Origin of the sequence: Mycobacterium celatum (assembly GCF_002101595.1) — a bacterium.
Taxonomy (GTDB): domain Bacteria; phylum Actinomycetota; class Actinomycetes; order Mycobacteriales; family Mycobacteriaceae; genus Mycobacterium; species Mycobacterium celatum.
In genome coordinates this window covers 78,231-101,891 of the sequence record NZ_LQOM01000046.1, presented here as the reverse complement: position 1 = coordinate 101,891, position 23,661 = coordinate 78,231, and the positions used below count along the sequence as shown (strand labels likewise).

The window sequence follows — 23,661 nt, the reverse complement described above, 5'->3', positions numbered from 1 at the left end:
CGCGCACCGCGCCACGGTAGCTCGGCGGCGTCTACGCTTGGTGTTTCGAACCGCCAGATGGCTGTGGAAGAAACCAAGTCGAGACCAAGACGCAAGGGGACTGTCATGCAACCCGGAGGCCAGCCCGACATGTCGGCGCTGCTCGCTCAGGCGCAGCAGATGCAACAACAGCTGATGGCCGCTCAGCAGCGACTCGCCAACTCCGAGGTGCACGGCAAAGCCGGCGGGGGCCTGGTCGAGGTCACCGTCAAGGGCAGCGGTGAGGTGGTCGCGGTCAAGATCGACCCCAAGGTCGTCGACCCCGACGACGTCGAAACCCTGCAGGACCTGATCGTCGGCGCGCTGGCCGACGCTTCGGCGCAGGTCACCACAATGGCGCAGGAGCAGCTCGGCCCACTGGCCGGCGGGATGGGCAGCGCGCTGGGTATGCCGGGGTCCTGACTTGTTCGAGGGGCCGGTCCAGGATCTGATCGACGAGCTCGGCAAGCTGCCGGGGATCGGGCCGAAGAGCGCACAGCGCATCGCCTTTCACCTGTTGTCCGTCGAACCGGCCGATATCGACCGGCTGACCGCGGTGCTGGCCAGGGTCCGCGACGGCGTGCGGTTCTGCGCGGTTTGCGGCAACGTCTCCGACGACGAGCGGTGCCGGATCTGCGCCGACCCGCGCCGCGACGGCTCGTTGGTGTGCGTCGTCGAGGAGCCCAAAGACGTCCAGGCCATCGAGCGCACCCGCGAATTCCGCGGCCGCTACCACGTCCTGGGCGGGGCGTTGGACCCGCTGTCCGGAGTCGGGCCTGAGCAGCTGCGGATACGCGAGCTGCTGAACCGGATCGGCGAGCAGGTCGACGGGGTCGACATCACCGAGGTGATCATCGCCACCGACCCCAATACCGAGGGCGAGGCGACGGCGACTTACCTGGTGCGGATGCTGCGCGACATCCCGGGACTGACCGTGACGCGGATAGCCTCCGGGCTGCCGATGGGCGGGGATCTGGAATTCGCCGACGAGCTGACGCTGGGGCGCGCTCTGACCGGTCGCCGCGCCATGGCGTGAGGCTGGCGCGTTGCGCCGAGCCTGTAGTTACCGTGGGGTCCACTCGCACTTCTGCTCGCTAACTGCAGGCTCGGTGCCATGTCGGTGGCGGTTGCCAGCATGTCGCCATGCGGACGGTGTTTTTGGGCAGCGAAGCCGTCGCCCAGGGCAGACTCACGGAGCACGAGCTGCGTCGATGGCACCGGGCAATTTTTCGCGACGTGTATGTGCCGTCACGGCACGAGGTCAGGCTTCGCGACCGGATTGAGGGCGCCTGGCTTCGGTCGCAGCGCAGGGGGGGTGATCGCCGGTATCGCCGCCTCGACACTGCATGGCGCCGCATGGGTCGACGACGACATACCGATCGAGGTGATCTGGAACTGCACCCGTCCGCCGGCCGGAGTGATCGCGCGCGACGAGGCTTTGGGCGACGACGAGCTCACCCGCGTCGCCTGTCTGCCGGTCACCACCGTCGCGCGCACCGCGTACGACCTGGGCCGTCACCTGCCGCGCGACCAGGCCGTCGCCCGCATGGACGCGTTGATGCACGCAACGCCATTCTCGATCGAAGACGTGCTGTTGCTGGCCAAGCGACACCCGGGTGCCCGGGGTTTGCGGCGGCTGCGGACGGCGCTGCCACTAGTCGACGGCGGTTCCGCATCACCCAAGGAGACCTGGCTGCGGCTGCTCCTGATCGACGCGGGACTGCCCACTCCCACCACGCAGATACCGGTGCACGAGAACTGGCATCTGTTTGCCCTGCTCGACATGGGTTGGGAGCAGTACAAAGTCGCGGCCGAGTACGACGGCGATCACCACCGCACCGACCGCCGTGTATATCGCAAGGATCAGAGACGGTTGCGCAAGCTCGAAGCGATGGGCTGGATCGTTATTCGGGTGATTGCCGGGGACACCGCTGAAGACGTCATCAGGCGGGTGCGCGCCGCGTTGCTCTCCCGCGGATGGCGGCCTTAGGCGCGGAGTCGCTCGCGGCGCAGCAACTCCACCTCGGGCAACTCCAGCGGCGGCAAGTCCCCGACGACCCGGCTCAGCAAATAGTCGGCCAGCTCCGGATTGCGGGCCAGGCACGGCCCATGCATGTAGGTGGCGACCACGCTGCCCTGCACGACGCCGTCGACCCCGTCGCCGGCGCGGTTGCCGGCGCCTTTCTGCACCGCGCCCAACGGCTTCGCCGCCGGCCCGAGGACTGTCCCGCCGCGGTGGTTTTCGAAGCCGGTCAGCGGCTGGGTCAACCCGTCGAGCAGCGGCTTGCTGACCACCTCGCCGATGGTCCGCTTGGCCTGCGGCGAGGTGGTCGCGTCGAGCAGGCCGACGCCGTCGACCCGCTCCCCGGCCGACGTCTCATACCACTGCCCGAGCACCTGGATGGCCGCGCAGATCGCCAGCACCGGCGCGCCGCGGGCAGCGGCGCGCTGCAGCCCCGGGTGCTTGACCAAATGCCTGGTCGCCAGACGCTGCGCATAGTCCTCGGCCCCGCCCAGCGTGTAGAGATCCAGCGATTCGGGCACCGGGTCGGCCAGCGTGATCTCGACCATCTCCGCGGTGATGCCCCGCAACAGCAGCCGCTGCCGCAGCACCACGGCGTTGCCGCCGTCGCCGTAGGTGCCCATCACATCGGGCAGCACCAACCCGATGCGGACGGTCACCGCGCAAGCCTTCGCTGCAGCTGTATAAACGCCGTGTAGTTGGCGACGACCTCGACCCGTCCCGGGGGGCATGACGCGATGGCCTTGACAGTGTCGTGTACCAAGCTGTGCTGCACGCCCGCATACCCGAGGCGCACCGCCAGGTCCGTACCCCGCTCGCCGGCCGCGACGACGGTGGTGTCCTCGAAGTGCTCGAAGCGCACATCCCACAGCCAAGACAGGTCTTCGCCGTCGGGCACCTGTCCGTTGACCGCGATGACGACCCCGGCGGCGTGCTTGTCCACCATCGACAGCGCCTCCTGCCAGCCGGCCGGGTTTTTGGCCAGCAGAACCCGGACATCGTGGTCGCCGACGCGCACTGTGCGGTACCGGCCCGCGACCTCGTCGACACCAGACACCGCCTCCACCGCCGCGGCCGGGTCGGCCCCGAGCGCGACAGCGGCCGCCACCGCCTGGGCGGCGTTGCCCCGGTTCACCGCGCCCGGCAGCGCGAGCCGCATCGGCAACGCCAGACCGTCGGGGCCGTAGAGCATCTCGTCGTCGAACCACCACTGCGGGCTTGGCCGCTTGAAGTCCGCGCCCGTGGAATACCAGTGCGACTCGTCGCGGACGATCACTTCGCCGCTGCGGGGACAACTCACCGAGTCGGCCGCCCAGCCACCGCCCGCCGCCACCCACACCACATGGGCGCAGTCGTAGGCGGCCGACGTCATCAACACGTCGTCGCAGTTGGCAACCACCACCGTCGACGGATGCCGGGCCAGCCCGGCCCGCAGCGTCCGTTCGATCACGTTGATCTCGCCGACCCGGTCGAGCTGGTCGCGGGACAGGTTGAGCAGGACGACGATGCTGGGGTCGACAGCATCCGCTACGTGCGGGACGTGCATCTCGTCGACCTCCAACGCCGCCAACCCGGCGTCGCGCCGGGCCGCCAGCGCCGCCACCAAGCCGGCGTCCATGTTGGCGCCCTCGGCGTTGGTGGCGACCGCGCCGAGGGTGCCGAGCGCCGCCGCGGTCATCCGGGTGGTCGTCGACTTGCCGTTGGTTCCGGTCACGATCACCGTGCGCCGGCCCGTCCCCAGTTGACGCAGGATCGAGCGGTCCAGCGTCATCGCCACCAGGCCGCCGATCATGGCGCCGGCGCCGCGACCGGTGGCCCGCGACGCCCACCGCGCGCCTGCTCCGGCGGCCAGGGCGAGACGTCCTCGGGCGGTAATCACCCGCAGGAGTTTAGGTCGATCGCAAGCGCGGCGCTTGCGCCGGGCGCTGCGGGTCGGCCTCAGGAGTTTAGGTCGATCGCAAGCGCGGCGCTTGCCCCGGGCGCTGCGGGTCGGCCTCAGGAGTTTAGGTCGATCGCAAGCGCGGCGCTTGCGCCGGGCGCTGCGGGTCGGCCTCGTTGACTAAAGTCGCGACACGTCGCGCAGCGAACCGGCGATGTCGGTCTGCCGTGCCATCCTCCCTTTATGGGGACGATCTGGGGTCGGCCAGCCGATGAACCCGGCACCGGCTGGGCCGTCATCGATGTCGAAACCTCGGGCTTCCGGCCGGGCCAGGCCAGGATCATCAGCCTCGCGGCGCTCGCCCTCGATGCCGACGGGCGGGTCGAGCAGTCGGTCGTCAGCCTGCTGAATCCCGGGGTCGATCCGGGCCCCACCCACGTGCACGGCCTGACCGCCGAAATGCTCGAGGACCAGCCCCAGTTCGCCGACATCGTCGACGACGTGGTCAAAGTGCTCGACGGCCGCACGCTGGTCGCGCACAACGTCGCGTTCGACTACTCCTTCCTGGCCGCCGAGGCCGAGATCACCGACGCCGAGCTGCCCATCGACACCGTCATGTGCACGGTCGAGCTGGCCCGGCGGCTCGGGCTGGGCATCGACAACCTGCGGTTGGAGACGCTGGCCGCGCATTGGGGCGTGGCCCAGCGCCGGCCGCACGACGCGTTCGACGACGCGATGGTGCTCACCCGGGTGCTGGGCGCCGCACTCGAGCGGGCACGCGAGCGCGACGTGTGGCTGCCGGTGCGGCCGGTCACCCGTCGGCGCTGGCCCAACGGCCGCGTCACCCACGAGGAGCTGCGGCCGCTGAAGATGCTGGCGTCCCGGATGCCCTGCCCGTATCTCAACCCTGGGCCGTATGTGCGGGGCCGGCCGCTGGTGCAGGGCATGCGGGTGGCGCTGGCCGCCGAATGCACCCGCACCCATGAGGAATTGGTCGAGCGGATCCTGCACGCCGGGCTGGCCTACACCGACGCTGTCGACCCCGACACGTCGCTGGTGGTCTGCAACGAGCTCCGGCCCGAACACGGCAAGGGCTATCAGGCCCGCGAACTGGGCGTCCCGATGGTGTCCGACGCACAGTTCATGGAGAGCGTCGGTGCCGTCGTCGGCGGCACCGGTGTCGAGGACTTCGCCGAACCCGAAGATGTCGGCGAGCAGTTCGCGTTGTTCTGATTGGCCGGCGGTTTTAGTCCAGCGCCTTCGCTTTCAGCGCGTCGAACTCGGCCGGGGTGATGGCTCCGGCGTCAAGCAACTCCTTGGCATGGGCGATCTCCTGCGCCGGCGACGGCCCCGCGGCTTCCCGCGCCCGGGCGGCCATGCTCCCCCCGCGGGTGATCAGGTAGATCAGCGCCGTCAGGTACGGGAACAGGATCAGACAAATCACCCAGAGCGCCTTGACGCCGCCCGAGGTTTGGTGGTCACGCCAGAACAGGTCGCCGATGATGTTGAACAGGATCAGCAGGTAGGCGATGAATGCGAACGCTACGATCGCCGACCACAAGAAGTCCCAGAACGTGTGCAGCATCCTCGGCTCCTAACGCGATGCGCGATTGACCGCCGAGACGACGGCGCGCAGCGACGCGGTGGTGATCGACGGCGCAATACCCACGCCCCACACCGTGCGGTCGGCTATGCGGGCTTCCACATAGGCGGCGGCCTGCGCCTCCTCGCCGGCGCTCATCGCGTGCTCGGAGTAATCCAAGACGTGCACGTGGAAGCCGATGTGGCTCAACGCGTCGACGAACGCCGCCAGCGGGCCGTTGCCGGCGCCGCTGATCTCGGTCTCGGTCCCGTCGATCTTGACGACGGCCTCGATGCGGTCGGTGCCGCCGTCCACCTCCGAGGCGATCACCCGCTGACGCATCCGCTCCAGCGGCCGCACCGGGGCCAGGTACTCCTCGGCGAACGCGTCCCACATCTCCTTCGGTGAGACCTCGCCGCCCTCGCCGTCGGCGATCTTCTGGATCACCTGGGAAAACTCGATCTGCAGCCGCCGCGGCAGCGCCAGCCCATGGTCGGCCTTCATGATGTAGGCCACCCCGCCCTTGCCGGACTGCGAGTTGACCCGGATCACCGCCTCGTAGGTGCGCCCGACGTCACGCGGGTCGATCGGCAGGTACGGCACCTGCCAGAGCATGTCCTCGACGTCGGTATCGGCGGCGTCGGCGTCGACCTTCATCTGGTCCAGGCCCTTGTTGATGGCGTCCTGGTGGCTGCCGGAGAAGGCCGTGTAGACCAGGTCGCCGCCGTAGGGGTGCCGTTCGTGCACGGGCAACTGGTTGCAGTACTCCACCGTGCGACGGATCTCGTCGATGTTGGAGAAGTCGATCTGCGGGTCCACGCCGCGGGAGAACAGGTTCAGTCCCAGCGTCACCAGGCAGACGTTGCCGGTGCGCTCGCCGTTGCCGAACAGGCATCCCTCGATCCGGTCCGCGCCGGCCTGGTAGCCCAATTCGGCTGCGGCAACAGCAGTTCCGCGGTCGTTGTGCGGATGCAGGCTGAGGATGACGGCGTCACGCCGCTTTAGGTTCCGGCTCATCCACTCGATCGAGTCGGCGTACACGTTGGGCGTGGCCATCTCCACGGTGGCCGGCAGGTTGAAGATGATCGGGTTGTCCGGCGTCGGCTGGATGACATCGCCGACCGCGTCGCAGACCTGCTTGGCGTACTCCAGTTCGGTGCCCGTGTAGGACTCCGGCGAGTACTCGAATCGCCATTGCGTGCCAGGGTATTTCGCTGCTTCCTCGACGCACTTGCGGGCGCCTTGTACCGCGATCTCCTGCACAGCGGGCCGGTCGGCGCGAAAAACCACGCGCCGCTGCAGGATTGACGTCGAGTTGTAGAAGTGCACGATCGCCCGCGGTGCGCCTTCGCAGGCGACGAAAGTGCGCTCGATCAGCTCGGGACGGCACTGGGTCAGCACCTGGATCGTGACGTCGTCGGGAATCGCGCCCTGCTCGATGATCTCGCGGATGAAGTCGAAATCGGTCTGGCTGGCCGACGGGAACCCGACCTCGATCTCCTTGTAGCCCATCCGCACCAGCAGGTCGAACATGCGGCGCTTGCGGGCCGGGCTCATCGGGTCGATCAGCGCCTGGTTGCCGTCGCGCAGGTCGACCGCGCACCACATCGGTGATTTGGTGATGACGCGGTCCGGCCAGGTGCGATCGGTCAGCTGGATGGGTTCGACTTCGTCGGCGAATGGGCGGTACCGGCGGATCGGCATCGCCGATCCGCGCTGGGTGTTCCAGGCGGGCTGGCCGGGGTTGGGTGCGCCGGCGGGTTTGGTGATGGTGCGACTGGCCGAAAAAGCGTCAGGCGAGTCGGGGGGAAAGCTGGTCACGGTGATTGCTCCGGGGTGTCTAGAGGGATCTCAGACCGGCGCATCGCGAACACCCGCGACGGGAAGCCGGTCTGTGATCAGACCCCGTCGCGGCGTCCGAGAAGGAGCACCCGCTGCACGTCGAACACTTTACCGTGCCCGCAGCTGTCACCAAAACGGCGCTCGATGGCCCCACGTATTCTGTTCTGGACCAAAACCCCGGGAAAGGACGACAGTGGCGCTCGTCGTGCAGAAGTACGGCGGATCTTCGGTGGCCGACGCCGAACGCATCCGCCGGGTCGCCGAGCGCATCGTCGAAACTAAGAAGCAGGGCAACGACGTCGTCGTGGTCGTCTCCGCGATGGGCGACACCACCGACGATCTGCTCGAGCTGGCCCAGCAGGTGTGTCCGGTGCCGCCGGCACGCGAACTGGACATGCTGCTGACCGCCGGCGAGCGGATCTCCAACGCGCTGGTGGCCATGGCGATCGAATCGCTGGGCGCCAAGGCCCGCTCGTTCACCGGCTCGCAGGCCGGTGTCATCACCACCGGCGCGCACGGCAAGGCCAAGATCATCGACGTCACCCCGGCGCGGCTACAGACCGCGCTCGACGAAGGGATGATCGTGCTGGTCGCCGGGTTCCAGGGCGTCAGCCAGGACACCAAGGACGTCACCACTTTGGGCCGCGGCGGCTCCGACACCACCGCCGTGGCATTGGCGGCCGCCCTCAAAGCCGACGTCTGCGAGATCTACACCGACGTCGACGGCATCTTTTCCGCCGACCCGCGCATTGTGCCCAATGCCCGCCGGCTGGAGACCGTCACCTTCGAGGAAATGCTCGAGCTGGCGGCCTGCGGCGCGAAGGTGCTGATGCTGCGCTGCGTGGAATACGCCCGCCGCTACAACATTCCGGTACACGTCCGCTCGTCGTATTCGGACAAGCCCGGCACCGTCGTCACCGGATCGATCAAGGACAAGCCCATGGAAGACCCCATCCTGACCGGCGTCGCGCACGACCGCAGCGAGGCCAAGGTGACCGTCGTCGGCATCCCCGACATCCCGGGCTACGCGGCCAAGGTGTTCCGCGCGGTCGCCGACGCCGACGTCAACATCGACATGGTGTTGCAGAACGTCTCCAAGGTGGAAAACGGCAAGACCGACATCACGTTCACGTGCCCGCGCGACGCCGGGCCGTCGGCGGTGGAGAAGCTGGACTCGCTCAAGGACGAGATCGGCTTTTCGCGGGTGCTCTACGACGACCACATCGGCAAGGTGTCGCTGATCGGCGCGGGCATGCGCAGCCACCCCGGCGTCACCGCCACCTTCTGCGAGGCGCTGGCCGGAGTCGGCGTCAACATCGACCTGATCTCCACTTCGGAAATCCGGATCTCGGTGTTGGTGAGGGACACCGAGCTGGACAAGGCAGTGCTCGCGCTGCACGAGGCGTTCGGGTTCGGCGGGTCCGAGGAAGCCACCGTCTACGCCGGAACAGGAAGATAGATGGTTGCCATCGGTGTAGTGGGCGCCACCGGGCAGGTGGGCCAGGTGATGCGCACGCTGCTGGAGGACCGGGACTTTCCCGCGACCAGCGTGCGGTTCTTCGCCTCGGCCCGCTCGCAGGGCCGCAAGCTGGCGTTCCGCGGCCAGGAGATCGAGGTCGAGGACGCCGAAACCGCCGACCCGACCGGGCTGGACATCGCGTTGTTCTCTGCGGGCGGCGCGATGTCGCGGGTGCACGCGCCGCGGTTCGCCGCCGCCGGAGTCACGGTGATCGACAACTCGTCGGCATGGCGCAAGGACCCCGACGTGCCGCTGGTGGTCTCCGAGGTCAACTTCGCCGACGCGCGCAACCGGCCGAAAGGCATTATCGCCAACCCGAATTGCACCACGATGGCTGCGATGCCGGCGCTCAAGGTGCTGCACGACGAGGCGCGGCTGGTGCGCCTGGTGGCCTCGACGTATCAGGCTGTTTCCGGCAGCGGCGTCGCCGGGGTGGCCGAGCTGGCCGGGCAGGTGCGCTCGGTGGTCGACGGCGCCGAGCTGCTGGTGCACAACGGCAGCGCGCTGGCGTTCCCACCGCCCAAGACCTACGTGGCGCCGATCGCGTTCAACGTGGTCCCGCTGGCCGGGTCGCTGGCCGAGGACGGCTCCGGCGAGACCGACGAAGACCAGAAGCTGCGCAACGAGAGTCGCAAGATCCTGGGCATCCCCGACTTGCTGGTCAGCGGCACCTGTGTGCGCGTGCCGGTATTCACCGGTCACTGCCTGTCGATCAATGCCGAGTTCGCCCAACCACTTTCACCCGAGCGGGCCCGCGAGCTGCTCGACGGTGCCCCGGGCGTCAAGGTGGTCGACGTGCCCACCCCGCTGGCCGCCGCCGGTGTCGACGAATCGCTGGTCGGCCGGATCCGGCACGATCCGGGGGTTCCCGACGGACGCGGTCTGGCGCTGTTCGTCGCCGGCGACAACCTGCGCAAGGGCGCGGCGCTGAACACGATCCAGATCGCTGAGCTGCTGGTCGCCGAATCGCGGTGAGTCCCGCTCGCCGGCTCACCATCCTGGTTGTGTGTTTGCTTGTCCCGCTTAATGTTTCGCGTGCATATGCGGATCCGCCGGCGCCGATGCCCGAGCCGATCCTGCAGCCGTTGGCAGAGGGTGAGGTGATCCGGATCGGTCCCACCGCCGGAACCGGCACGCCCACCCGCGATTACGGCATCGGCGCCACCGACTTGTGCGAGTTCATGGAGTTCCCCAGTGAAGTGCTACAGGTCTGCGGGGACAGCTTCGCCGGGGAGGGTGTCGGGTTCGGTGGCTGGTATTCGCCGGTCGCATTGCGGGTCGACACGGCGTCCGTCGACGACCCGGGTGGGGTGCGCTACACCGGTGTGACCGGCGTGTGGCAGCCACTGCTGGCCGACCCCACCCCGCCGGGCGCGTCGCAACTACCGGCCGGCGTCGTGCGGATCAATCGGCAGAACTACTTGCTGGTGACCACCACCAAAGAACTGGTACCCCAATACTCCCGACTGGTGAAAGCCCAACCCGCACACGCGCTTTGGCAAACCGTGCCGGACTCGATGCGGGACGCGTCCTACCAGGGTGGTGGCCAGTCGCAGATCAGCGGCTACTACGACCCGATCCCGTCGGCCGACTCGCCCAGCGGCTGGGTCTACATCGTCGCCGACAGTTTCCAGCGCACCCACCCGGTGACGTTGTACCGGGTGACACCGGAGAACTTCGGTGACCGGTCCCGTTGGCAGGGCTGGGCAGCCGGCCCCGGCGGAGGTTGGGGCAAACCGCCGACACCGTTGTGGGAGGACCAGGTTGGCGAAATGAGCTTTCAGCAGATCGACGGCAAGGCGGTGCTGTCGTATTTCAACGCCACCAACGGGAACATGGAAGTCCGGGTGGCCAACGATCCGACATCGCTGGGCACCGCGCCGGTGACCACGGTGGTTCAACACGACGAGTGGCCAGATCCGGCCGAAAGCCTGCCGCCGCCGTATGACAACCGGCTGGCCCAGCCGTACGGCGGCTACATCTCGCCGGGTTCGACGCTGGACGAGTTGCGGGTTTTCATCAGCCAGTGGAACAACGCCGATCCCCGCGCCCGAGCGCCCTATCGGGTGATTCAGTTTGCGGTCAACCCGTTCAAGCCCGATTAGGGGCAGTTCGACTCATAGCTGTTTCATAGCCTGCACCTAGCGCGCGCTGGCCGTTGCCCGCGCATCATTTCAGGCATGAGTGAAACACCTGAAACACCAACCACACGGACGGCCGCCGCTACGGCGCCGGCCGCCCCTGAGAAGCCGTACTGGCTCTACCGGTTCGCGGCCTGGGTCGTGATTGTGGCCGGCATTCTGTTCATCGTCACGACCATTTTCTTCGCCGGCTTCCGGATCGCCGGCCATCAGGGCCACCACGGGCACCACCACGGACATCACCACCCCGCGATGTTCCATCACCGCGGGCACGGCGGTCCGCAGGGTGGAGGCGGCCCCGGCGCCGGTGTCCCCGGACCCGGGCAGCCGCCGCAGTCCATCGCGCCGTCCACGACTCCTGCCCGCCCGTAGGGGCATAACCACGAGCCCGGCGTCCCGTAAATGGGGCGCCGGGCTCCCGACTGTCTGGCTCATGCCGGCGGTCTGGGGCATCATTCGAGGATGACTGAGACATCGTCGAGGCCCGACCGGCTCTACCAGGTAGCGGCTTGGGTCGCGATCATCGCGGGAATCGTCTTCATCGCCGCGACGGTCCTGTTGGTCGCGTGCATGGTCTGGTGCTGCCATTAGTTTTTCGCGCATGATCGAGGCATGACCGAAACACCCGAGCCCCCTCCTCCTCCGCCACCGCCACCGCCGCCCTATGCGGCACCGCCGAGCAGGCTCTACCAAGCCGCCGCGTGGGTGGTGATCGTCGCCGGCATCGTCTTCATCGTCGCGACGATCTTCTTCACCGGTGCCGCGGTCGCCGGGCACCAGCACTACCGCCATCACCACCACGGCATGTTCGGTCCGGGAGGCCCAGGCGGTCCGCCGCCACCGGGAACCGGGCAGTGGCTGTTCGTCGTCCCCGGCGGGCCGGGCGGACCAGGTGGTCCCGGGATGGGACCCGGCGGCCCGCCGATGATGCCGATGATGCCCGGCGGTCCGGGGATGGGTCCGGGTATGAGTCCCGGTCCGTCGCCATCGACCACCGCGCCGGCGCCTCCGCCACCCCCGCGCCCATAGCGGGACGGGCCCGCCGCGGAAACCGGTGCCGCCAAACAGAAGCCAGGGCTGCGTTGGAGCTGGAATCGCTGCCCTCGGTTCTTTTTCGCGGGCGGGGTTGGCATGATCGAAGCCCATGAGCATCGAAGTCGTTTTCACCACGGAGTCCACGGCAACCGGCGGCGGTCGCGACGGCCACGTGAAGTCATCGGACGGTCGCATCGACCTTGACACCCGGCCGCCGAAGGAGATGGGCGGCAGCGGCGACGGCACCAACCCCGAGCAACTGTTCTCGGCCGGGTATGCCGCCTGCTTCCTCGGGGCGCTGCGACTGGTCGCCGGCAAGTCCAACGTCAAGCTCGACGACGCCACCAACGTCACCGTCCAGATCGGGTTCGGCAAGGATCCCGCGGGTGGGTTCGGGTTGACCGGGAAGATCATCGGCTACCTGCCCGGGCTGGAGCAGAAGGCCGCCGACGACCTGATGCACCAGGCCCACCAGGTGTGCCCGTACTCCAAGGCCACCAAGGGCAACGTCGACGTCGACGTCTCGGCCAAGGTCTAACCCATGCGGCGTACCGCCGCCGCGGCGGTGGGCATCGGCCTGGCCCTGGCAGCGGCCCCGACCGCGGCGGCCCGCCCCTCGGACCCCGGCGTGGTCAACTACGCCGTGATGGGCAAGGGTTCGGTGGGCAACATCGTCGGTGGTCCGATGCGATGGGAGTCGGTCTCCACCGAGCCTTACCAGGCGTTTTGGGTCGACGATCCGGTATGTAACAACTGGGCCGACATCGGATTGCCCGAGGTGTACAACGATCCCGACCTGGCGTCGTTCAACAGTGCGGTCACCCAGACGACGGCGACCGACAAGGCACACTTCGTCAAGCAGGCGGTCGGTGTTTTCGCCACCGGCGACGCCGCGGGCCGCGCCTTCCACCGCGTCACCGACCGCACCTTCGGGTGCTCCGGGCAGACCACCGCGATGCACCTGGACACCGGCGCCACCGAGGTGTGGTCGTTCGACGGCGGCCCGCCGGGGGCCACCGACGCGGCGTGGACCAAACAGGAGGGCGGCACCGACCGACGCTGTTTCAACCAGACCCGGCTACGGGAAAACGTCCTGCTGCAGGCGAAGGTCTGCCAGTCCGGCAACGCCGGTCCGGCGGTAAACGTGCTGGCCGGAGCCATGGAAAACGCGCTCGGTCAGTAACACGCGCGACGGAGGGGAATATGTCGGTGCCCTCTGGAAGATGGAACGTAGCGGTTATCGTGGCGATAGCCGCGCGCCAACCAACGGCCCACTCGGGCCCGGAGGGATCGGGATATGGCTTTCGCCGTCGCGTCGCAGCTGAATCACGCGTGCCGCGCCGACGGCGAACTGGCCAGTTCCGCGGCCGCCGCGCAATACATCACCGACACCTGCCTGTCCGACGCCCCGCTGGGCCGGGTCGGCCTGGAGGTCGAGGCGCACTGCTACGACCCGGTCCAGCCGCACCGCCGACCCGGCTGGGACGAAATCAGCGACGTGCTCGAGTCACTTCCGTCAATGCCCGGCGGTAGTGCCGTCACCGTGGAACCCGGTGGTGCCGTGGAACTTTCGGGACCGCCCACCGACGGCGTGGCACCGGCCATCGAGGCGATGACCAGCGACCAGGCGGTGCTGCGCAAGGCGTTCGCCGCCGCGGGCCTGGGTTTGGTGCAACTGGGAACCGACCCGCTGCGGCCGGCCAGGCGAATCAACCCCGGGGCACGCTACAGCGCCATGGAACAGTTCTTCGCCGCCACCGACACCGGGGTGGCGGGCGCTGCGATGATGACGTCGACGGCCTCGATTCAGGTCAACCTGGACGCCGGGCCGCAAGCGGGATGGGGTCCGCGCGTTCGGCTGGCGCACGCGCTGGGCCCGACGATGATCGCGATCGCTGCCAATTCGCCGCTGTTGGGCGGGGAATTCTCCGGCTGGCTGTCCACCCGTCAGCGGGTGTGGGGTCAGCTGGATTCGGCGCGCTGTGGACCCATTCTGACCGCCAGCGCCGACGATCCCGGCACCGACTGGGCGCGCTACGCACTGAAGGCCCCGGTGATGCTGGTGCACGCCCCGGAAGCCGTGCCGGTGACGCAGTATGTGCCGTTCGCCGACTGGGCCGACGGACGGGCGCTGCTCGGCGGGCGCCGCCCGACCACGGCCGACCTGGACTACCACCTCACCACGCTGTTTCCGCCGGTGCGGCCGCGGCAGTGGCTCGAAATCCGTTACCTCGACAGCATTCCCGACGCGATGTGGCCTGCCGTCGTGTTCACGTTGGTGGCGTTGCTCGACGACCCGGATGCCGCCGACGTCGCGGCCGAAGCCGTCGAACCGGTGGCCGGTGCGTGGGACACCGCGGCCCGGGTAGGGCTGGGCGACCGGCGGCTGTATGCCGCGGCCAACCGCTGTGTGGCCGCCGCCGCGGACCGGGTACCCCGCCGGCTCGAGGAGGCGATGCAGAGGCTGGTCCAAGCGGTCGAGCAGGGCCGCTGCCCGGGCGACGACTTTGCCGACCGGGCCATCGAGGACGGCATCGCGCCGACGGTCACCGGGCTGGCGCGGGGAGAGTCGTGACGTCACGCGAGAAGCTGGCCCGCGACCTGACCCGTGCGCGGGAGCGGACCCTGCGGCTGGTCGACTTCGACGACGCCGAGTTGCGCCGCCAGTACGACCCGCTGATGAGTCCGCTGGTGTGGGACCTGGCCCACATCGGCCAGCAGGAGGAGCTGTGGCTGCTCCGTGGCGGTGACCCGGACCGGCCCGGGCTGCTGCCGCCGGCCGTCGACGGCCTCTACGACGCGTTCGTGCACTCCCGCGCCAGCCGCGTCGACTTGCCGCTGCTCTCACCGAGTGAGGCCCGAAAGTATTGCCGCACGGTGCGATCGGCAGCGCTCGATGCGCTCGACGCACTGCCCGACGAACCGGACGGGGATTTCGTCTTCGCGATGGTCGTCAGCCACGAAAATCAGCACGACGAAACCATGCTGCAGGCGTTGAACCTGCGCAGCGGTCCGCCGCTGCTGGGTTCGGGGGCGGAGCTGCCGCCGGGTCGGCCCGGCGTGGCCGGCACGTCGGTGGTCGTGCCCGGCGGGCCGTTCGTGCTGGGCGTCGACGCCGCAACCGAGCCGTACTCCCTGGACAACGAACGTCCGGCCCACGTCGTGGACGTCCCGGCGTTCCGGATCGGACGAGTCCCGGTCACCAACGGCGAATGGCGACAGTTCGTCGACGACGGCGGCTACACGGACAAGCGGTGGTGGTCGGCGCGGGGCTGGGAGCACCGGCAGCGCGCCGGTCTGAGCGCACCCCAATTCTGGAATCCCGACGGCACCCGCACCCGCTTCGGGCACGTCGAGGACATTCCCGCCGACGAACCGGTCCAGCACGTCACTTTTTTCGAGGCCGAGGCATACGCCGCGTGGGCCGGCGCCCGGCTGCCCACCGAAATCGAGTGGGAGAAGGCCTGCGCATGGGATCCGGCGGCGGGTGCCCGGCGCCGCTACCCCTGGGGACCCGAGGAACCGTCGGCCGCTTATGCCAACCTCGGCGGCGGCGCACTGCGGCCGGCGCCGGTCGGCGCTTACCCGCCCGGGGCGTCGGCGTACGGCGTCGAGCAGATGCTCGGCGACGTCTGGGAATGGACCACCTCGCCGCTGCGGCCGTGGCCGGGATTTGTGCCCATGATTTACCAGCGCTACTCGCAGCCGTTCTTCGGCGGGGATTACCGGGTGCTGCGCGGCGGATCGTGGGCGGTGGAGCCGGGCATCCTGCGGCCCAGCTTCCGTAATTGGGATCACCCGATTCGGCGGCAGATCTTCTCCGGTGTCCGCCTGGCCTGGGACGTCTGATGTGCAGGCACCTGGGCTGGCTCGGACGTGAGATAGCTGTCTCCACGCTGGTGCTCGACCCGCCGCACGGTCTGCGGACGCAGTCCTACGCGCCGCGCCGGCAAAAACACGGGCTGCTCAACGCCGACGGTTGGGGCGTCGGGTTTTTCGACGGGACCACGCCGCGGCGGTGGCGCAGCGCCGCGCCGCTGTGGGGGGACGTGTCGTTCCAATCCGTTGCGCCCGCGCTGCGCAGCCATTGCGTCGTAGCGGCGGTGCGGTCCGCGACCGTCGGCATGCCGATCGAGGTCAGCGCCACCGCGCCGTTCACCGATGGTCGGTGGCTGCTGTCCCACAACGGCATCGTCGACCGGGGTGTGCTGCCTGTCACCTCGAGGGCCGAATCAGTCTGCGACAGCGCGGTTCTCGCCGACCTGATCTTCGCCCGTGGGGTGGAGGCGCTGGGCGACGTGGTCGCGGAAGTCGGCACAGCCGATCCGCATGCCCGGCTGAACATCTTGGCGGGCAACGGTTCTCGACTTCTTGCCACCACGTGGGGGGACACGCTGTCGATGCTGCGGCGTGACGACGGGGTGGTGCTGGCCAGCGAGCCGTATGATGACGATCCCGCCTGGGAGGACCTGCCGGATTGCCATCTGGTCGAGGTCACCCCCGACGGAATCACCTTGACCGCATTGAAGGGACCTTGATGACGCTGTCGCTGTCCAACCATCTGGCCGCGGACTCTGCCTACCACGCGCTGCGCCGCGATGTGCTCGACGGTCTGCGCAGCTCCCCGAAGTCTTTGCCGCCCAAGTGGTTCTACGATTCGGTGGGCAGCGACCTGTTCGACCAGATCACCCGGTTGCCGGAGTACTACCCGACCCGTGCCGAGGCGGAGATCCTGCGTGAACACTCGGCAGAGGTCGCGTCCGCCACCGGCGCGGACACCCTGGTCGAGCTGGGCAGCGGGACGTCGGAGAAGACCCGGATGCTGCTGGACGCGCTGCGCGACGGCGGCTCGCTGCGCCGGTTCGTCCCGTTCGACGTCGACGCGAACATGCTGTCGTCGGCCGCGGCGGCCATCCAGCGTGAATACCCCGGTGTCGAAATCGCCGCCGTCTGCGGTGATTTCGAGGAACACCTGGCCGAGATTCCCGGCGGCGGTCGGCGACTGTTCGTGTTTTTGGGGTCGACGATAGGCAACCTCAACGCAGGCCCGCGTGCGGAATTCCTCGCGTCGCTGGCCGCGGTGTTCCGGCCGGGCGATAGCCTGCTGCTGGGCACTGACCTGGTCAAGGACACCGACCGGCTGGTGCGCGCTTACGACGACGCCGCGGGCGTCACCGCCCGGTTCAACCGCAATGTGCTCGCGGTGATCAACCGGGAACTCGACGCCGATTTCGACGCCGACGCCTACGCGCACGTCGCCCGCTGGAACGCCGACGAAGAGCGGATGGAAATGTGGCTGCGGGCCGAGTGCCCGCAGCGGGTGCGCATCGGCGCGCTGGACCTGACCGTCGAATTCGCCGCCGGGGAGGAGATGCTCACCGAAGTGTCGTGCAAGTTCCGGCCAGAGGCGGTGGCCGCCGAATTGGCGCAGGCGGGCCTGCGCCGGACCCGGTGGTGGACCGACCGGGCCGGCGATTTCGGGCTGTCGCTCGCGGTCAAGTGAGCTTGCCGGACGCCTGGCGGGCGGCGCGCCCACCGGTGGCCGGGCTGCACCTGGACAACGCGGCCTGCTCGCGGCAGAGTTTCGCCGCGCTCGACGCCGCCGCCCGGCATGCCCGCCACGAGGCGGAGGTCGGCGGATACGTCGCGGCCGAGGCCGCCGCACCGGTCTTGGACGCCGGGCGTGCCGCTGTCGCGGCGCTGGCGGGCATGCCCGATGCCGAGGTGGTGTTCACCACCGGTTCGCTGCACGCGCTAGACCTGTTGCTCGGCAGTTGGCACAGCGGTCGCACGCTGGCCTGCCTGCCGGGTGAGTACGGCCCCAACCTTGCCGTGATGGCCGCACACGGGTTCGCGCGCCGCCCACTGCCCGTCGACGGCGACGGCAGGGTCGCGGTCGACGAGGCCGCCGCCCGCCTGGCCGCCGACCCGCCCGACCTGGTGCACCTCACCGCGGTGGCCAGCCACCGCGGTGTCGTGCAGCCACTGGCCGAGATGGCTTATCTCTGTGCCGAATTGGGTCTGCCGTTGGTGGTCGACGCGGCTCAGGCGCTCGGCCACGTCGACTGCGCGGTGGGCGCCGACATGACGTACACGTCGTCGCGCAAATGGCTGGCCGGCCCGCGCGGGGTCGGGGCTCTCGCGGTGCGAACCGAGCTGATGCAGCGGCTGCGGCCGCGATTGCCGCCGCCGGATTGGGTGTCGTCGCTGCCGGTGGCCCGCCGGCTCGAGCTCGGTGAAGCCAATATCGCTGCGCGAGTGGGGTTTTCGGTGGCCATCGGAGAGCACCTGGCCGCTGGCCCCGCGCTGGTAAGGGCGCGCTTGGCCGAAGTTGGCCGCGCCACTCGCACGGCATTGGTCCAGGTGCGCGGCTGGCGGGTGATCGAAGCCGTCGACGAGCCCAGCGCGATCACCACCCTGGCCCCGCTCGACGGCGCCAACCCAGAAGCGGTGCGGGACTGGCTGATTCACGAACGGCGGATCGTCACCACCGCTGCGGAGGTGGAACGCGCGCCGCTGGAAATGACCGCCCCGGTGCTGCGGATCTCGCCGCACGTGGACGTCACTACCGACGATCTGGCGATGTTCGCCGAAGCGCTGGCCGAGGCGAGTGCGGCTGCGTGACTGGGCCGCTACGGGCCCTGATCGGCAATCAACGTCTGGATAAGGTCGACGATTTGCTGCTGACCGGCTGCTGTGGCGTCGAATTTGCCGCGCATTTCGGTGAAGCCTTGATCGACGTGCGTCCGAAGGTCGACGAAGTCGGTTCGGAGATCCACGAAGTCTTCGCGGAGGGCGTTGAAGCTGACCGCAGTCGCCTGCCGAAAGTCGCGGAGTTCGTCGTGGAATGCGGTCACGTCGCGGTCGGCGGCTCCGGCGAGGACGCGAGCGGCAGCTGCGTCTTGCTCACTTGCTCGTACTCGCCCGGTCAGGTCGTGCACCTGAGTTTCCAGAGCGGTGACGCGTGCTTCAAGGTTCCCCGGCTCCACAGTGGCGAGCCTACCGTTGGTTACCGCCGCTGTCGGTCGGTCACTAACAGGGGCTACCCATTTGCTGCGAAGCCAGCGAGTCGATGTCGATCCGTCGCGAAAGGCCGCATAGAGCGTACGGAACCTGATATGTAACACATTAGCTGGGCGTTGGCAATGTAGTACATTGTATTTATGTCTGTGAATGTGTCGGTGCGCCTCGACGACCGTCTCGCCGAGCGGTTGCGTCTGCGCGCCCGCGCGGCAGGCGAAAGCCTGTCAGATCGCCTGCGTCGCTACGCGGAAGAAGGCGCGCGGCGCGACGAACATCCGCTCATCACCTTTCGCGACGGGCCGACCGGGCGCCGGGCCGGACTGATCAATGGGCCCGACGTTTGGGAGATCACGATGTGGCTCGACGATCTCGGGCCGGTCGAGGACCCGGTAGCCGAGCTAGTGGGTGATGGGGTCGTCACGCGGCCGCAAGTCGACGCCGCACTTGCATATCGTGCTGCCTACCCCGAGGAGATCCAGGCCCACATCGATCTGCACCGCAGCGAAACCGCCGCCGCCGATGCGCGGTGAAGCTACTCCTCGATGAGATGTACCCCTCAACGCTGTCTGCGGCGCTGAAGGCGGCTGGCATCGACGCGACCGCCGTCGGCGCTTTGGGGCTTACCGCCCGCAGCGATGCCGAGGTGTTCGCTACCGCGGTCGCCGGCGACCATGCCTTACTTACCGAGAACGTCGCGGACTTCACTCGGCTCGCCGCCGAGTGGATCGCCAACGGCAATCACCACCCCGGGCTGCTCATAGCGTTGTCATCCCGCTTCTCTCGACGCCCGTCGGGCATCAAACCGCTCGCTGCGGCGGTGAAAGCTGTTGTGCACCAACAACTTGACGACCGTGTCGTCTACCTCCGCCGGGCTGTTTAGTTCTCAGCCTTTTGCGCGGTCAGCAGGTACGCCGGCAGCTTGGAGCGGCCCTTCTCGTCCTTGGGAAACTCCGGCATCGCAAAGGGCGCGTCCGCGGGGGCGGGCGGGATGTTCGCGTGGATGAACGCCGGCCGGATTTCGTCGATCTCCCAGTACTTGCTCACCGCGGCGCGCAGCTCATCCTCGTCGACGGTGTTCGGTCCCTGCTCGGCCTCGGGCGGAAAGGCGCCCTTTGCAAATACGAGGACGTAGTAGTTCGCTTCGGGAGCTGCTGCGCGATGTATCGAACGCAGGTAGCCGTCGCGGCCCTCCACCGGCAGCGAATGAAACAGGGTCGAATCGATCACAGTGTTGAACCGGCCGTCGTAGCCGCTGAACGAAGTGATGTCGGCCTGCACGAAACTGGCGTTGCTCAGTCCGCGTTCTTCCGCGGCCTTGGTGGCTGCGGCGATCGCCGTCGGCGTGAGGTCGACGCCCACCACGGTGTAACCCTCGGCCGCCAACGCCAGCGACAGCTCGGCGTAACCACATCCGGCATCGAGCACGTCGCTGCGGACCTTGCCTTCACGGATCAGCGCGGCCAACTCCGGTTGCGGCTCACCGATGTTCCACGGCGGCGGCCCCTGGAAGACACCTTCCCGGCGGTATGCGCTGTCCCAGTCCATCACTTCATCAGCCATGGACTCCAAGCTACGCGAGGTCGTCAGAGCCGATCCATCTGGCGAGACATGCGGGATACCTCGAAATAGGCGGATTCACGTCGCGGGTAGCGCGGTCGGGGCACGTGTGCGGGTGCCCGTGGCGTAGAGCCCGGTGTCGCCACGGATCGCGGTAATAGATGCGGCATGACGACATCGTTGCTCGCGGCAGGTGATGTGTATTGCGTAGCGGAGTACTCGAATTCAGCGGGCCGGGCCGGACTGCAGTATCGCGGCGAGCCCTTCCCGCGACTTGGCCCCTACCCGCTGGCAGGCGCGGTATACATGCCCCTCGACGGTGCGCACCGACATGACCAGCCGATCGGCGATCTCCCGATTGGACAAGCCGGTGGCAACCAGTTCGATGACTTCGCGTTCGCGACCGGTCAGCGGAACTCCCACCGGGGTGCGCAAAGCGGGTGTGCGCAGCCCGCCGCAGGCGTCGGACAGTTCCCTGGCCAGTGCCGAGGCATACAAAGCGCGCTTGCGCTGCTGCGCCCGGTTGAAGCAGGCCGCCGCTTGGGCGGCGACGTCGGCCGCGGTGGCACGGTCACCGATGGCACGGTAGGCCGTCGAAGCCGCCAGCAACCCCTCGCCGTCAGCGGCGCGCAACGATTCGGCATGCTGCGCAACGGCATTGGCCAGCGGCAGCGACAATACGCCAGCGAGCTCCCGCGCACGCTCGCTGTCGGTCGCGTCGCCCCACTGAGCCGCGGACTGCAAGCAGGCGAGCTCGTGAGTTGGCTGCGCACGCTCGCGGGCCTCGATCGTCGCGGCCCGTACGGTCGCCACAGCGTCGCTCAGCGAACCGTCGGCGGCAAGCGTCCAGCCGGTCGCCACCGACAGCGCGGTCTGCATGAACAGGTAGTCGGAGGGAACGCACTCCCGCGCTTCGCGCAGCGCTTCGCCCGCTTCCGCCGGCTGGCCGAGTTTGGCGTGCGCCTCGGCAAGCGCAAAACAGCATGCCGGTCGCAGACCCGTTGTCACGCCATGCTTTTGGACACCCGCCAACGCTTCGTGCAGGAGCCTCACTGCGTTCGAAACGGCACCGCGCGCCAGCTCGGCATGGCCCATCAGGAAGGATAGATTGGCGTAGGCCAGCCCGGGAATGTCGTTGGCGGAGTCGGCGATTTGTTGGGCAGATCGCACGCATTCGTCGATGCGGCCGGTCAATCGGCAGGCCCGGGCGTAGACGCTGCCGAACCAGAACCGCATGTGCGACGCCTGGAACGACGTCACGGCGCGCTGCAGAGCCGCATCGGCGACCTCGGTGACGTCGTCCACGTCGCCCAGCGCGCCCATCGCCATGATCAACGCGACCGACGCCATCATCGCATGGAAATCCGATACTGCCTCGGAATCCAAAGCGGCCCTGCCTTTTTCGGTGGCAACTTCGCAGCGGGCCTGCACCGCGTCGAGGCAGGCTTCCACTGCGGTGCGTTCGGCCACTTCCGCCGCCGATTCGTGCGTGGCGGCAAGCCGCTCGAGGATGATTGCCGCGTCCCGGGGCCGGCCCAGCATCCAGATCAGGTTGGCTGCCCGCACGGTTGCCCAGCGATGCTCGTGCATGCCGCGCAGCACCTCTTCGGCTTCCGCACCGCGCCCGGCGAGCACCAGGTTCATCGCGCGTAAACCGGGAGCCTCCGCCGCCCCGGCTTCGGCTGCCGCGGTGGCGAATCGGTCCGCCAAATCGAGGTCGAGCAGTTGCATGGCGTAACGCGCCGACATCAGGAACAGGTCGGGGTCCGCATCGGCGTCGGATTCCAAGGTCAGCAGCGCCCGTCGGACGGTGGCGTGCATGTCGGGGTCGGCGTCTTTGGCCAACCGTTGCGCCAGGCGGCCGCGGATCCGCGACAGATGCAGTTCGCCCGCCGTGGCGCGGCGAAGTTCGCCGAAAAGCGGGTGTGCCAGCCGGGCCATCAGCGTCTTGCCGGTGCGCTCCACGGTTACCAGGTGCATCTGTTCGGCGACTTCGATGTCGCGGCGGCGCACCAGGTCAGTGAGGACGTCGACGGCCACGGGTTCGCACTGCGACAGAGTGTCGACTACCAGCGCGAGGCCCGGGGTGAGGCGACTCAACTGGCGGCCGACCATGTCGCCGATGCTCGGCGAGACGGCGACGTCTTCGTCCCACATCCACACCCCGGCCACCTGGCGTATCCGGCCGGCGGAAATCTGGTCGTTCAGCATTTGCCGCAGGAACAGGGCGTTTCCGTCAGTCAGCCTCCAAAACCGTTGGCAGCTGCGGGAATCCACTGGCCCGCCGAGCGTGGACTCGATGATGCGACGGGTGGCCGCCGCCGACAACGGTTCGAGGTCCATGCGCAGAAGGTGGCCGTCTTTCCATAACGCGGTCACCGCATCGGGTTCGCTCCCGCCGGCGCGCAGTGTGACGATCAGGCGGACACCGTGTGACTGGGCAAGCTGGTGCACCACATGCGCGGACAGTCCATCCAGCAGGTGCGCGTCGTCGACGCCGATCAACACGCGTCGTTGACGCTGCTGGGTAATGAAGGAGTCGATCAGGCGTCGCACGCTGGCCAGTGGATCGGACATCACGTCGCCGAGCGAGGCAGTGAATGCGCCGAGCGGAAGTCTGCGTGCGGACTCAGTCCCGACGATCCATTTCGTGTGGTCACCGGACACGTGCGCGCGGGTCAGCACTTCGCGCGCGAGCCGGGTTTTGCCCACGCCCGCGGCCCCAATGATCACCACACCGGAGTGATGGCCAGCGCCACCCAGCACGCGGCGAATAACCGCGAGCTCGTCGTCGCGCCCAGTCAGCGGATCGCCGCTGATCACGGGCAGACTATAGCCCCCTGACGAGCTCGTCGTTCGAATTCGTCTGCGATTCAGGAGTGAGAGGGAATTCGAGTAACCAAATACCCCAGCCATGGGTCTGCGGGAATCCGCCGGCGCGACGAGATTGGAGTAGCCGCTTACGCTATCCCGCTTCATCGCACTCTGCGAGCATGGCTTAGCCAGAGGCAACTCGGCCGAAATCAGCGCGCAATGGTGCAA

25 protein-coding genes and 1 pseudogene are annotated in these 23,661 nt (G+C 68.4%); 19 read left to right on the top strand and 7 right to left on the bottom strand.

Translation table 11 applies throughout. The features are described from left to right. Positions 1-105 precede the first annotated feature (105 nt). From AWB95_RS19715 to AWB95_RS19705, 3 genes and pseudogenes are all read left to right on the top strand, one after another. The gene (locus tag AWB95_RS19715) at positions 106-441 is read left to right on the top strand and encodes a YbaB/EbfC family nucleoid-associated protein (RefSeq protein WP_083134475.1); all 336 of its coding nucleotides are present in this window, start codon (positions 106-108) and stop codon (positions 439-441) included. A gap of 1 nt (position 442) precedes the next feature. Beyond that, positions 443-1,054, top strand: a complete 612-nt coding sequence (gene recR, locus AWB95_RS19710; protein ID WP_062538227.1) for a recombination mediator RecR — start codon at positions 443-445, stop codon at positions 1,052-1,054. 107 nt (positions 1,055-1,161) lie between these two features. Continuing rightward, a pseudogene (locus tag AWB95_RS19705) lies at positions 1,162-2,008 on the top strand (hypothetical protein). Here AWB95_RS19705 and AWB95_RS19700 read toward each other — a convergent pair. Together AWB95_RS19700 and AWB95_RS19695 are read right to left on the bottom strand one after the other, a co-directional pair. Then, positions 2,005-2,700 (bottom strand): type 1 glutamine amidotransferase, encoded by a 696-nt coding sequence (locus AWB95_RS19700; RefSeq protein WP_269745700.1) that lies wholly within the window; start codon positions 2,698-2,700, stop codon positions 2,005-2,007. The pseudogene AWB95_RS19705 and the gene AWB95_RS19700 overlap by 4 nt on opposite strands. After that, on the bottom strand, positions 2,697-3,920 hold the full coding sequence (locus AWB95_RS19695; protein WP_085168548.1) for a Mur ligase family protein: 1,224 nt from the start codon (positions 3,918-3,920) through the stop codon (positions 2,697-2,699). Before AWB95_RS19695 ends, AWB95_RS19700 begins: the two co-directional genes overlap by 4 nt. Before the next feature lie 243 nt (positions 3,921-4,163). On the opposite strand from AWB95_RS19695, the gene AWB95_RS19690 reads away from it, so the two are divergent. Next, positions 4,164-5,153, top strand: a complete 990-nt coding sequence (locus AWB95_RS19690) for a DEDDh family exonuclease (protein ID WP_062539994.1) — start codon at positions 4,164-4,166, stop codon at positions 5,151-5,153. A 13-nt stretch (positions 5,154-5,166) separates the two neighbouring features. Here the strand turns inward: AWB95_RS19690 and AWB95_RS19685 are convergent, their stop codons facing one another. Further along, positions 5,167-5,505 carry an SHOCT domain-containing protein gene (locus AWB95_RS19685; RefSeq protein ID WP_062539995.1) on the bottom strand — a complete coding sequence of 113 codons (339 nt, stop codon included), beginning with the start codon at positions 5,503-5,505 and terminating at the stop codon, positions 5,167-5,169. Positions 5,506-5,514: 9 nt separating this feature from the next. Then, positions 5,515-7,323 carry a 2-isopropylmalate synthase gene (leuA, locus tag AWB95_RS19680; protein WP_084707105.1) on the bottom strand — a complete coding sequence of 603 codons (1,809 nt, stop codon included), beginning with the start codon at positions 7,321-7,323 and terminating at the stop codon, positions 5,515-5,517. Between the two features lie 214 nt (positions 7,324-7,537). Here leuA and AWB95_RS19675 point away from each other — a divergent pair, with 214 nt between their 5' ends. The 13 genes from AWB95_RS19675 (at position 7,538) to egtE (ending at position 18,663) form a co-directional block, all read left to right on the top strand. Beyond that, positions 7,538-8,803 carry an aspartate kinase gene (locus AWB95_RS19675; RefSeq protein ID WP_062539997.1) on the top strand — a complete coding sequence of 422 codons (1,266 nt, stop codon included), beginning with the start codon at positions 7,538-7,540 and terminating at the stop codon, positions 8,801-8,803. After that, a complete protein-coding gene (locus tag AWB95_RS19670; protein WP_062539998.1) occupies positions 8,804-9,838 on the top strand; it encodes an aspartate-semialdehyde dehydrogenase in 1,035 nt (344 codons plus the stop codon). Positions 9,839-9,924: 86 nt separating this feature from the next. Beyond that, on the top strand, positions 9,925-10,968 hold the full coding sequence (locus AWB95_RS19665; RefSeq protein ID WP_180275999.1) for a DUF4185 domain-containing protein: 1,044 nt from the start codon (positions 9,925-9,927) through the stop codon (positions 10,966-10,968). 75 nt (positions 10,969-11,043) lie between these two features. Continuing rightward, a complete protein-coding gene (locus tag AWB95_RS19660) occupies positions 11,044-11,376 on the top strand; it encodes a hypothetical protein (RefSeq protein ID WP_062540000.1) in 333 nt (110 codons plus the stop codon). 90 nt (positions 11,377-11,466) lie between these two features. Beyond that, the gene (locus tag AWB95_RS23985) at positions 11,467-11,595 is read left to right on the top strand and encodes a hypothetical protein (protein ID WP_269745735.1); all 129 of its coding nucleotides are present in this window, start codon (positions 11,467-11,469) and stop codon (positions 11,593-11,595) included. Between the two features lie 21 nt (positions 11,596-11,616). Beyond that, complete coding sequence (locus tag AWB95_RS19655; RefSeq protein ID WP_062540001.1) at positions 11,617-12,033, top strand: hypothetical protein; 417 nt, start codon at positions 11,617-11,619, stop codon at positions 12,031-12,033. 115 nt (positions 12,034-12,148) lie between these two features. Then, on the top strand, positions 12,149-12,577 hold the full coding sequence (locus AWB95_RS23535) for an organic hydroperoxide resistance protein (RefSeq protein ID WP_062540002.1): 429 nt from the start codon (positions 12,149-12,151) through the stop codon (positions 12,575-12,577). 3 nt (positions 12,578-12,580) lie between these two features. Continuing rightward, positions 12,581-13,222 carry a sensor domain-containing protein gene (locus AWB95_RS23530; RefSeq protein ID WP_062540003.1) on the top strand — a complete coding sequence of 214 codons (642 nt, stop codon included), beginning with the start codon at positions 12,581-12,583 and terminating at the stop codon, positions 13,220-13,222. Between the two features lie 114 nt (positions 13,223-13,336). After that, the gene (gene egtA / locus AWB95_RS19645) at positions 13,337-14,614 is read left to right on the top strand and encodes an ergothioneine biosynthesis glutamate--cysteine ligase EgtA (RefSeq protein ID WP_085168547.1); all 1,278 of its coding nucleotides are present in this window, start codon (positions 13,337-13,339) and stop codon (positions 14,612-14,614) included. After that, positions 14,611-15,888 (top strand): ergothioneine biosynthesis protein EgtB, encoded by a 1,278-nt coding sequence (gene egtB, locus AWB95_RS19640; protein WP_062541899.1) that lies wholly within the window; start codon positions 14,611-14,613, stop codon positions 15,886-15,888. Before egtA ends, egtB begins: the two co-directional genes overlap by 4 nt. Next, positions 15,888-16,577: an ergothioneine biosynthesis protein EgtC gene (gene egtC, locus AWB95_RS19635; protein ID WP_085168546.1), complete on the top strand. Its 690-nt coding sequence runs from the start codon at positions 15,888-15,890 to the stop codon at positions 16,575-16,577. The genes egtB and egtC overlap by 1 nt, the downstream gene beginning before the upstream one ends. Beyond that, on the top strand, positions 16,577-17,542 hold the full coding sequence (egtD, locus tag AWB95_RS19630) for an L-histidine N(alpha)-methyltransferase (protein WP_062541790.1): 966 nt from the start codon (positions 16,577-16,579) through the stop codon (positions 17,540-17,542). Before egtC ends, egtD begins: the two co-directional genes overlap by 1 nt. Beyond that, positions 17,539-18,663: an ergothioneine biosynthesis PLP-dependent enzyme EgtE gene (gene egtE, locus AWB95_RS19625; protein WP_085168545.1), complete on the top strand. Its 1,125-nt coding sequence runs from the start codon at positions 17,539-17,541 to the stop codon at positions 18,661-18,663. The genes egtD and egtE overlap by 4 nt, the downstream gene beginning before the upstream one ends. Positions 18,664-18,671: 8 nt before the next feature. Here the strand turns inward: egtE and AWB95_RS19620 are convergent, their stop codons facing one another. After that, positions 18,672-19,028: a hypothetical protein gene (locus AWB95_RS19620; RefSeq protein WP_062540973.1), complete on the bottom strand. Its 357-nt coding sequence runs from the start codon at positions 19,026-19,028 to the stop codon at positions 18,672-18,674. Positions 19,029-19,220: 192 nt separating this feature from the next. Here AWB95_RS19620 and AWB95_RS19615 point away from each other — a divergent pair, with 192 nt between their 5' ends. Together AWB95_RS19615 and AWB95_RS19610 are read left to right on the top strand one after the other, a co-directional pair. Further along, a complete protein-coding gene (locus AWB95_RS19615; protein WP_139818524.1) occupies positions 19,221-19,592 on the top strand; it encodes a hypothetical protein in 372 nt (123 codons plus the stop codon). Further along, a complete protein-coding gene (locus tag AWB95_RS19610; RefSeq protein ID WP_062540971.1) occupies positions 19,589-19,942 on the top strand; it encodes a DUF5615 family PIN-like protein in 354 nt (117 codons plus the stop codon). The genes AWB95_RS19615 and AWB95_RS19610 overlap by 4 nt, the downstream gene beginning before the upstream one ends. Here AWB95_RS19610 and AWB95_RS19605 read toward each other — a convergent pair. Both AWB95_RS19605 and AWB95_RS19600 read right to left on the bottom strand, forming a co-directional pair. After that, a complete protein-coding gene (locus tag AWB95_RS19605; RefSeq protein ID WP_062540970.1) occupies positions 19,939-20,622 on the bottom strand; it encodes a class I SAM-dependent methyltransferase in 684 nt (227 codons plus the stop codon). The two genes, AWB95_RS19610 and AWB95_RS19605, sit on opposite strands and share 4 nt — an antisense overlap. A gap of 222 nt (positions 20,623-20,844) precedes the next feature. Then, positions 20,845-23,442: a LuxR family transcriptional regulator gene (locus tag AWB95_RS19600; protein ID WP_085168543.1), complete on the bottom strand. Its 2,598-nt coding sequence runs from the start codon at positions 23,440-23,442 to the stop codon at positions 20,845-20,847. Positions 23,443-23,661: the final 219 nt, after the last annotated feature.

Excerpts from the sequence above, each read along its gene's own strand:
- AWB95_RS19605 (WP_062540970.1), bottom strand. The coding sequence starts at position 20,622 with ATGGCTGATGAAGTGATGGACTGGGACAGCGCATACCGCCGGGAAGGT.
- AWB95_RS19655 (WP_062540001.1), top strand. The coding sequence starts at position 11,617 with ATGACCGAAACACCCGAGCCCCCTCCTCCTCCGCCACCGCCACCGCCG.
- AWB95_RS19670 (WP_062539998.1), top strand. The coding sequence starts at position 8,804 with ATGGTTGCCATCGGTGTAGTGGGCGCCACCGGGCAGGTGGGCCAGGTG.
- AWB95_RS23535 (WP_062540002.1), top strand. The coding sequence starts at position 12,149 with ATGAGCATCGAAGTCGTTTTCACCACGGAGTCCACGGCAACCGGCGGC.
- AWB95_RS19665 (WP_180275999.1), top strand. The coding sequence starts at position 9,925 with ATGCCCGAGCCGATCCTGCAGCCGTTGGCAGAGGGTGAGGTGATCCGG.
- AWB95_RS23530 (WP_062540003.1), top strand. The coding sequence starts at position 12,581 with ATGCGGCGTACCGCCGCCGCGGCGGTGGGCATCGGCCTGGCCCTGGCA.
- AWB95_RS19685 (WP_062539995.1), bottom strand. The coding sequence starts at position 5,505 with ATGCTGCACACGTTCTGGGACTTCTTGTGGTCGGCGATCGTAGCGTTC.
- AWB95_RS19690 (WP_062539994.1), top strand. The coding sequence starts at position 4,164 with ATGGGGACGATCTGGGGTCGGCCAGCCGATGAACCCGGCACCGGCTGG.
- egtA (WP_085168547.1), top strand. The coding sequence starts at position 13,337 with ATGGCTTTCGCCGTCGCGTCGCAGCTGAATCACGCGTGCCGCGCCGAC.
- AWB95_RS19660 (WP_062540000.1), top strand. The coding sequence starts at position 11,044 with ATGAGTGAAACACCTGAAACACCAACCACACGGACGGCCGCCGCTACG.
- egtC (WP_085168546.1), top strand. The coding sequence starts at position 15,888 with ATGTGCAGGCACCTGGGCTGGCTCGGACGTGAGATAGCTGTCTCCACG.
- AWB95_RS23985 (WP_269745735.1), top strand. The coding sequence starts at position 11,467 with ATGACTGAGACATCGTCGAGGCCCGACCGGCTCTACCAGGTAGCGGCT.
- egtD (WP_062541790.1), top strand. The coding sequence starts at position 16,577 with ATGACGCTGTCGCTGTCCAACCATCTGGCCGCGGACTCTGCCTACCAC.
- AWB95_RS19715 (WP_083134475.1), top strand. The coding sequence starts at position 106 with ATGCAACCCGGAGGCCAGCCCGACATGTCGGCGCTGCTCGCTCAGGCG.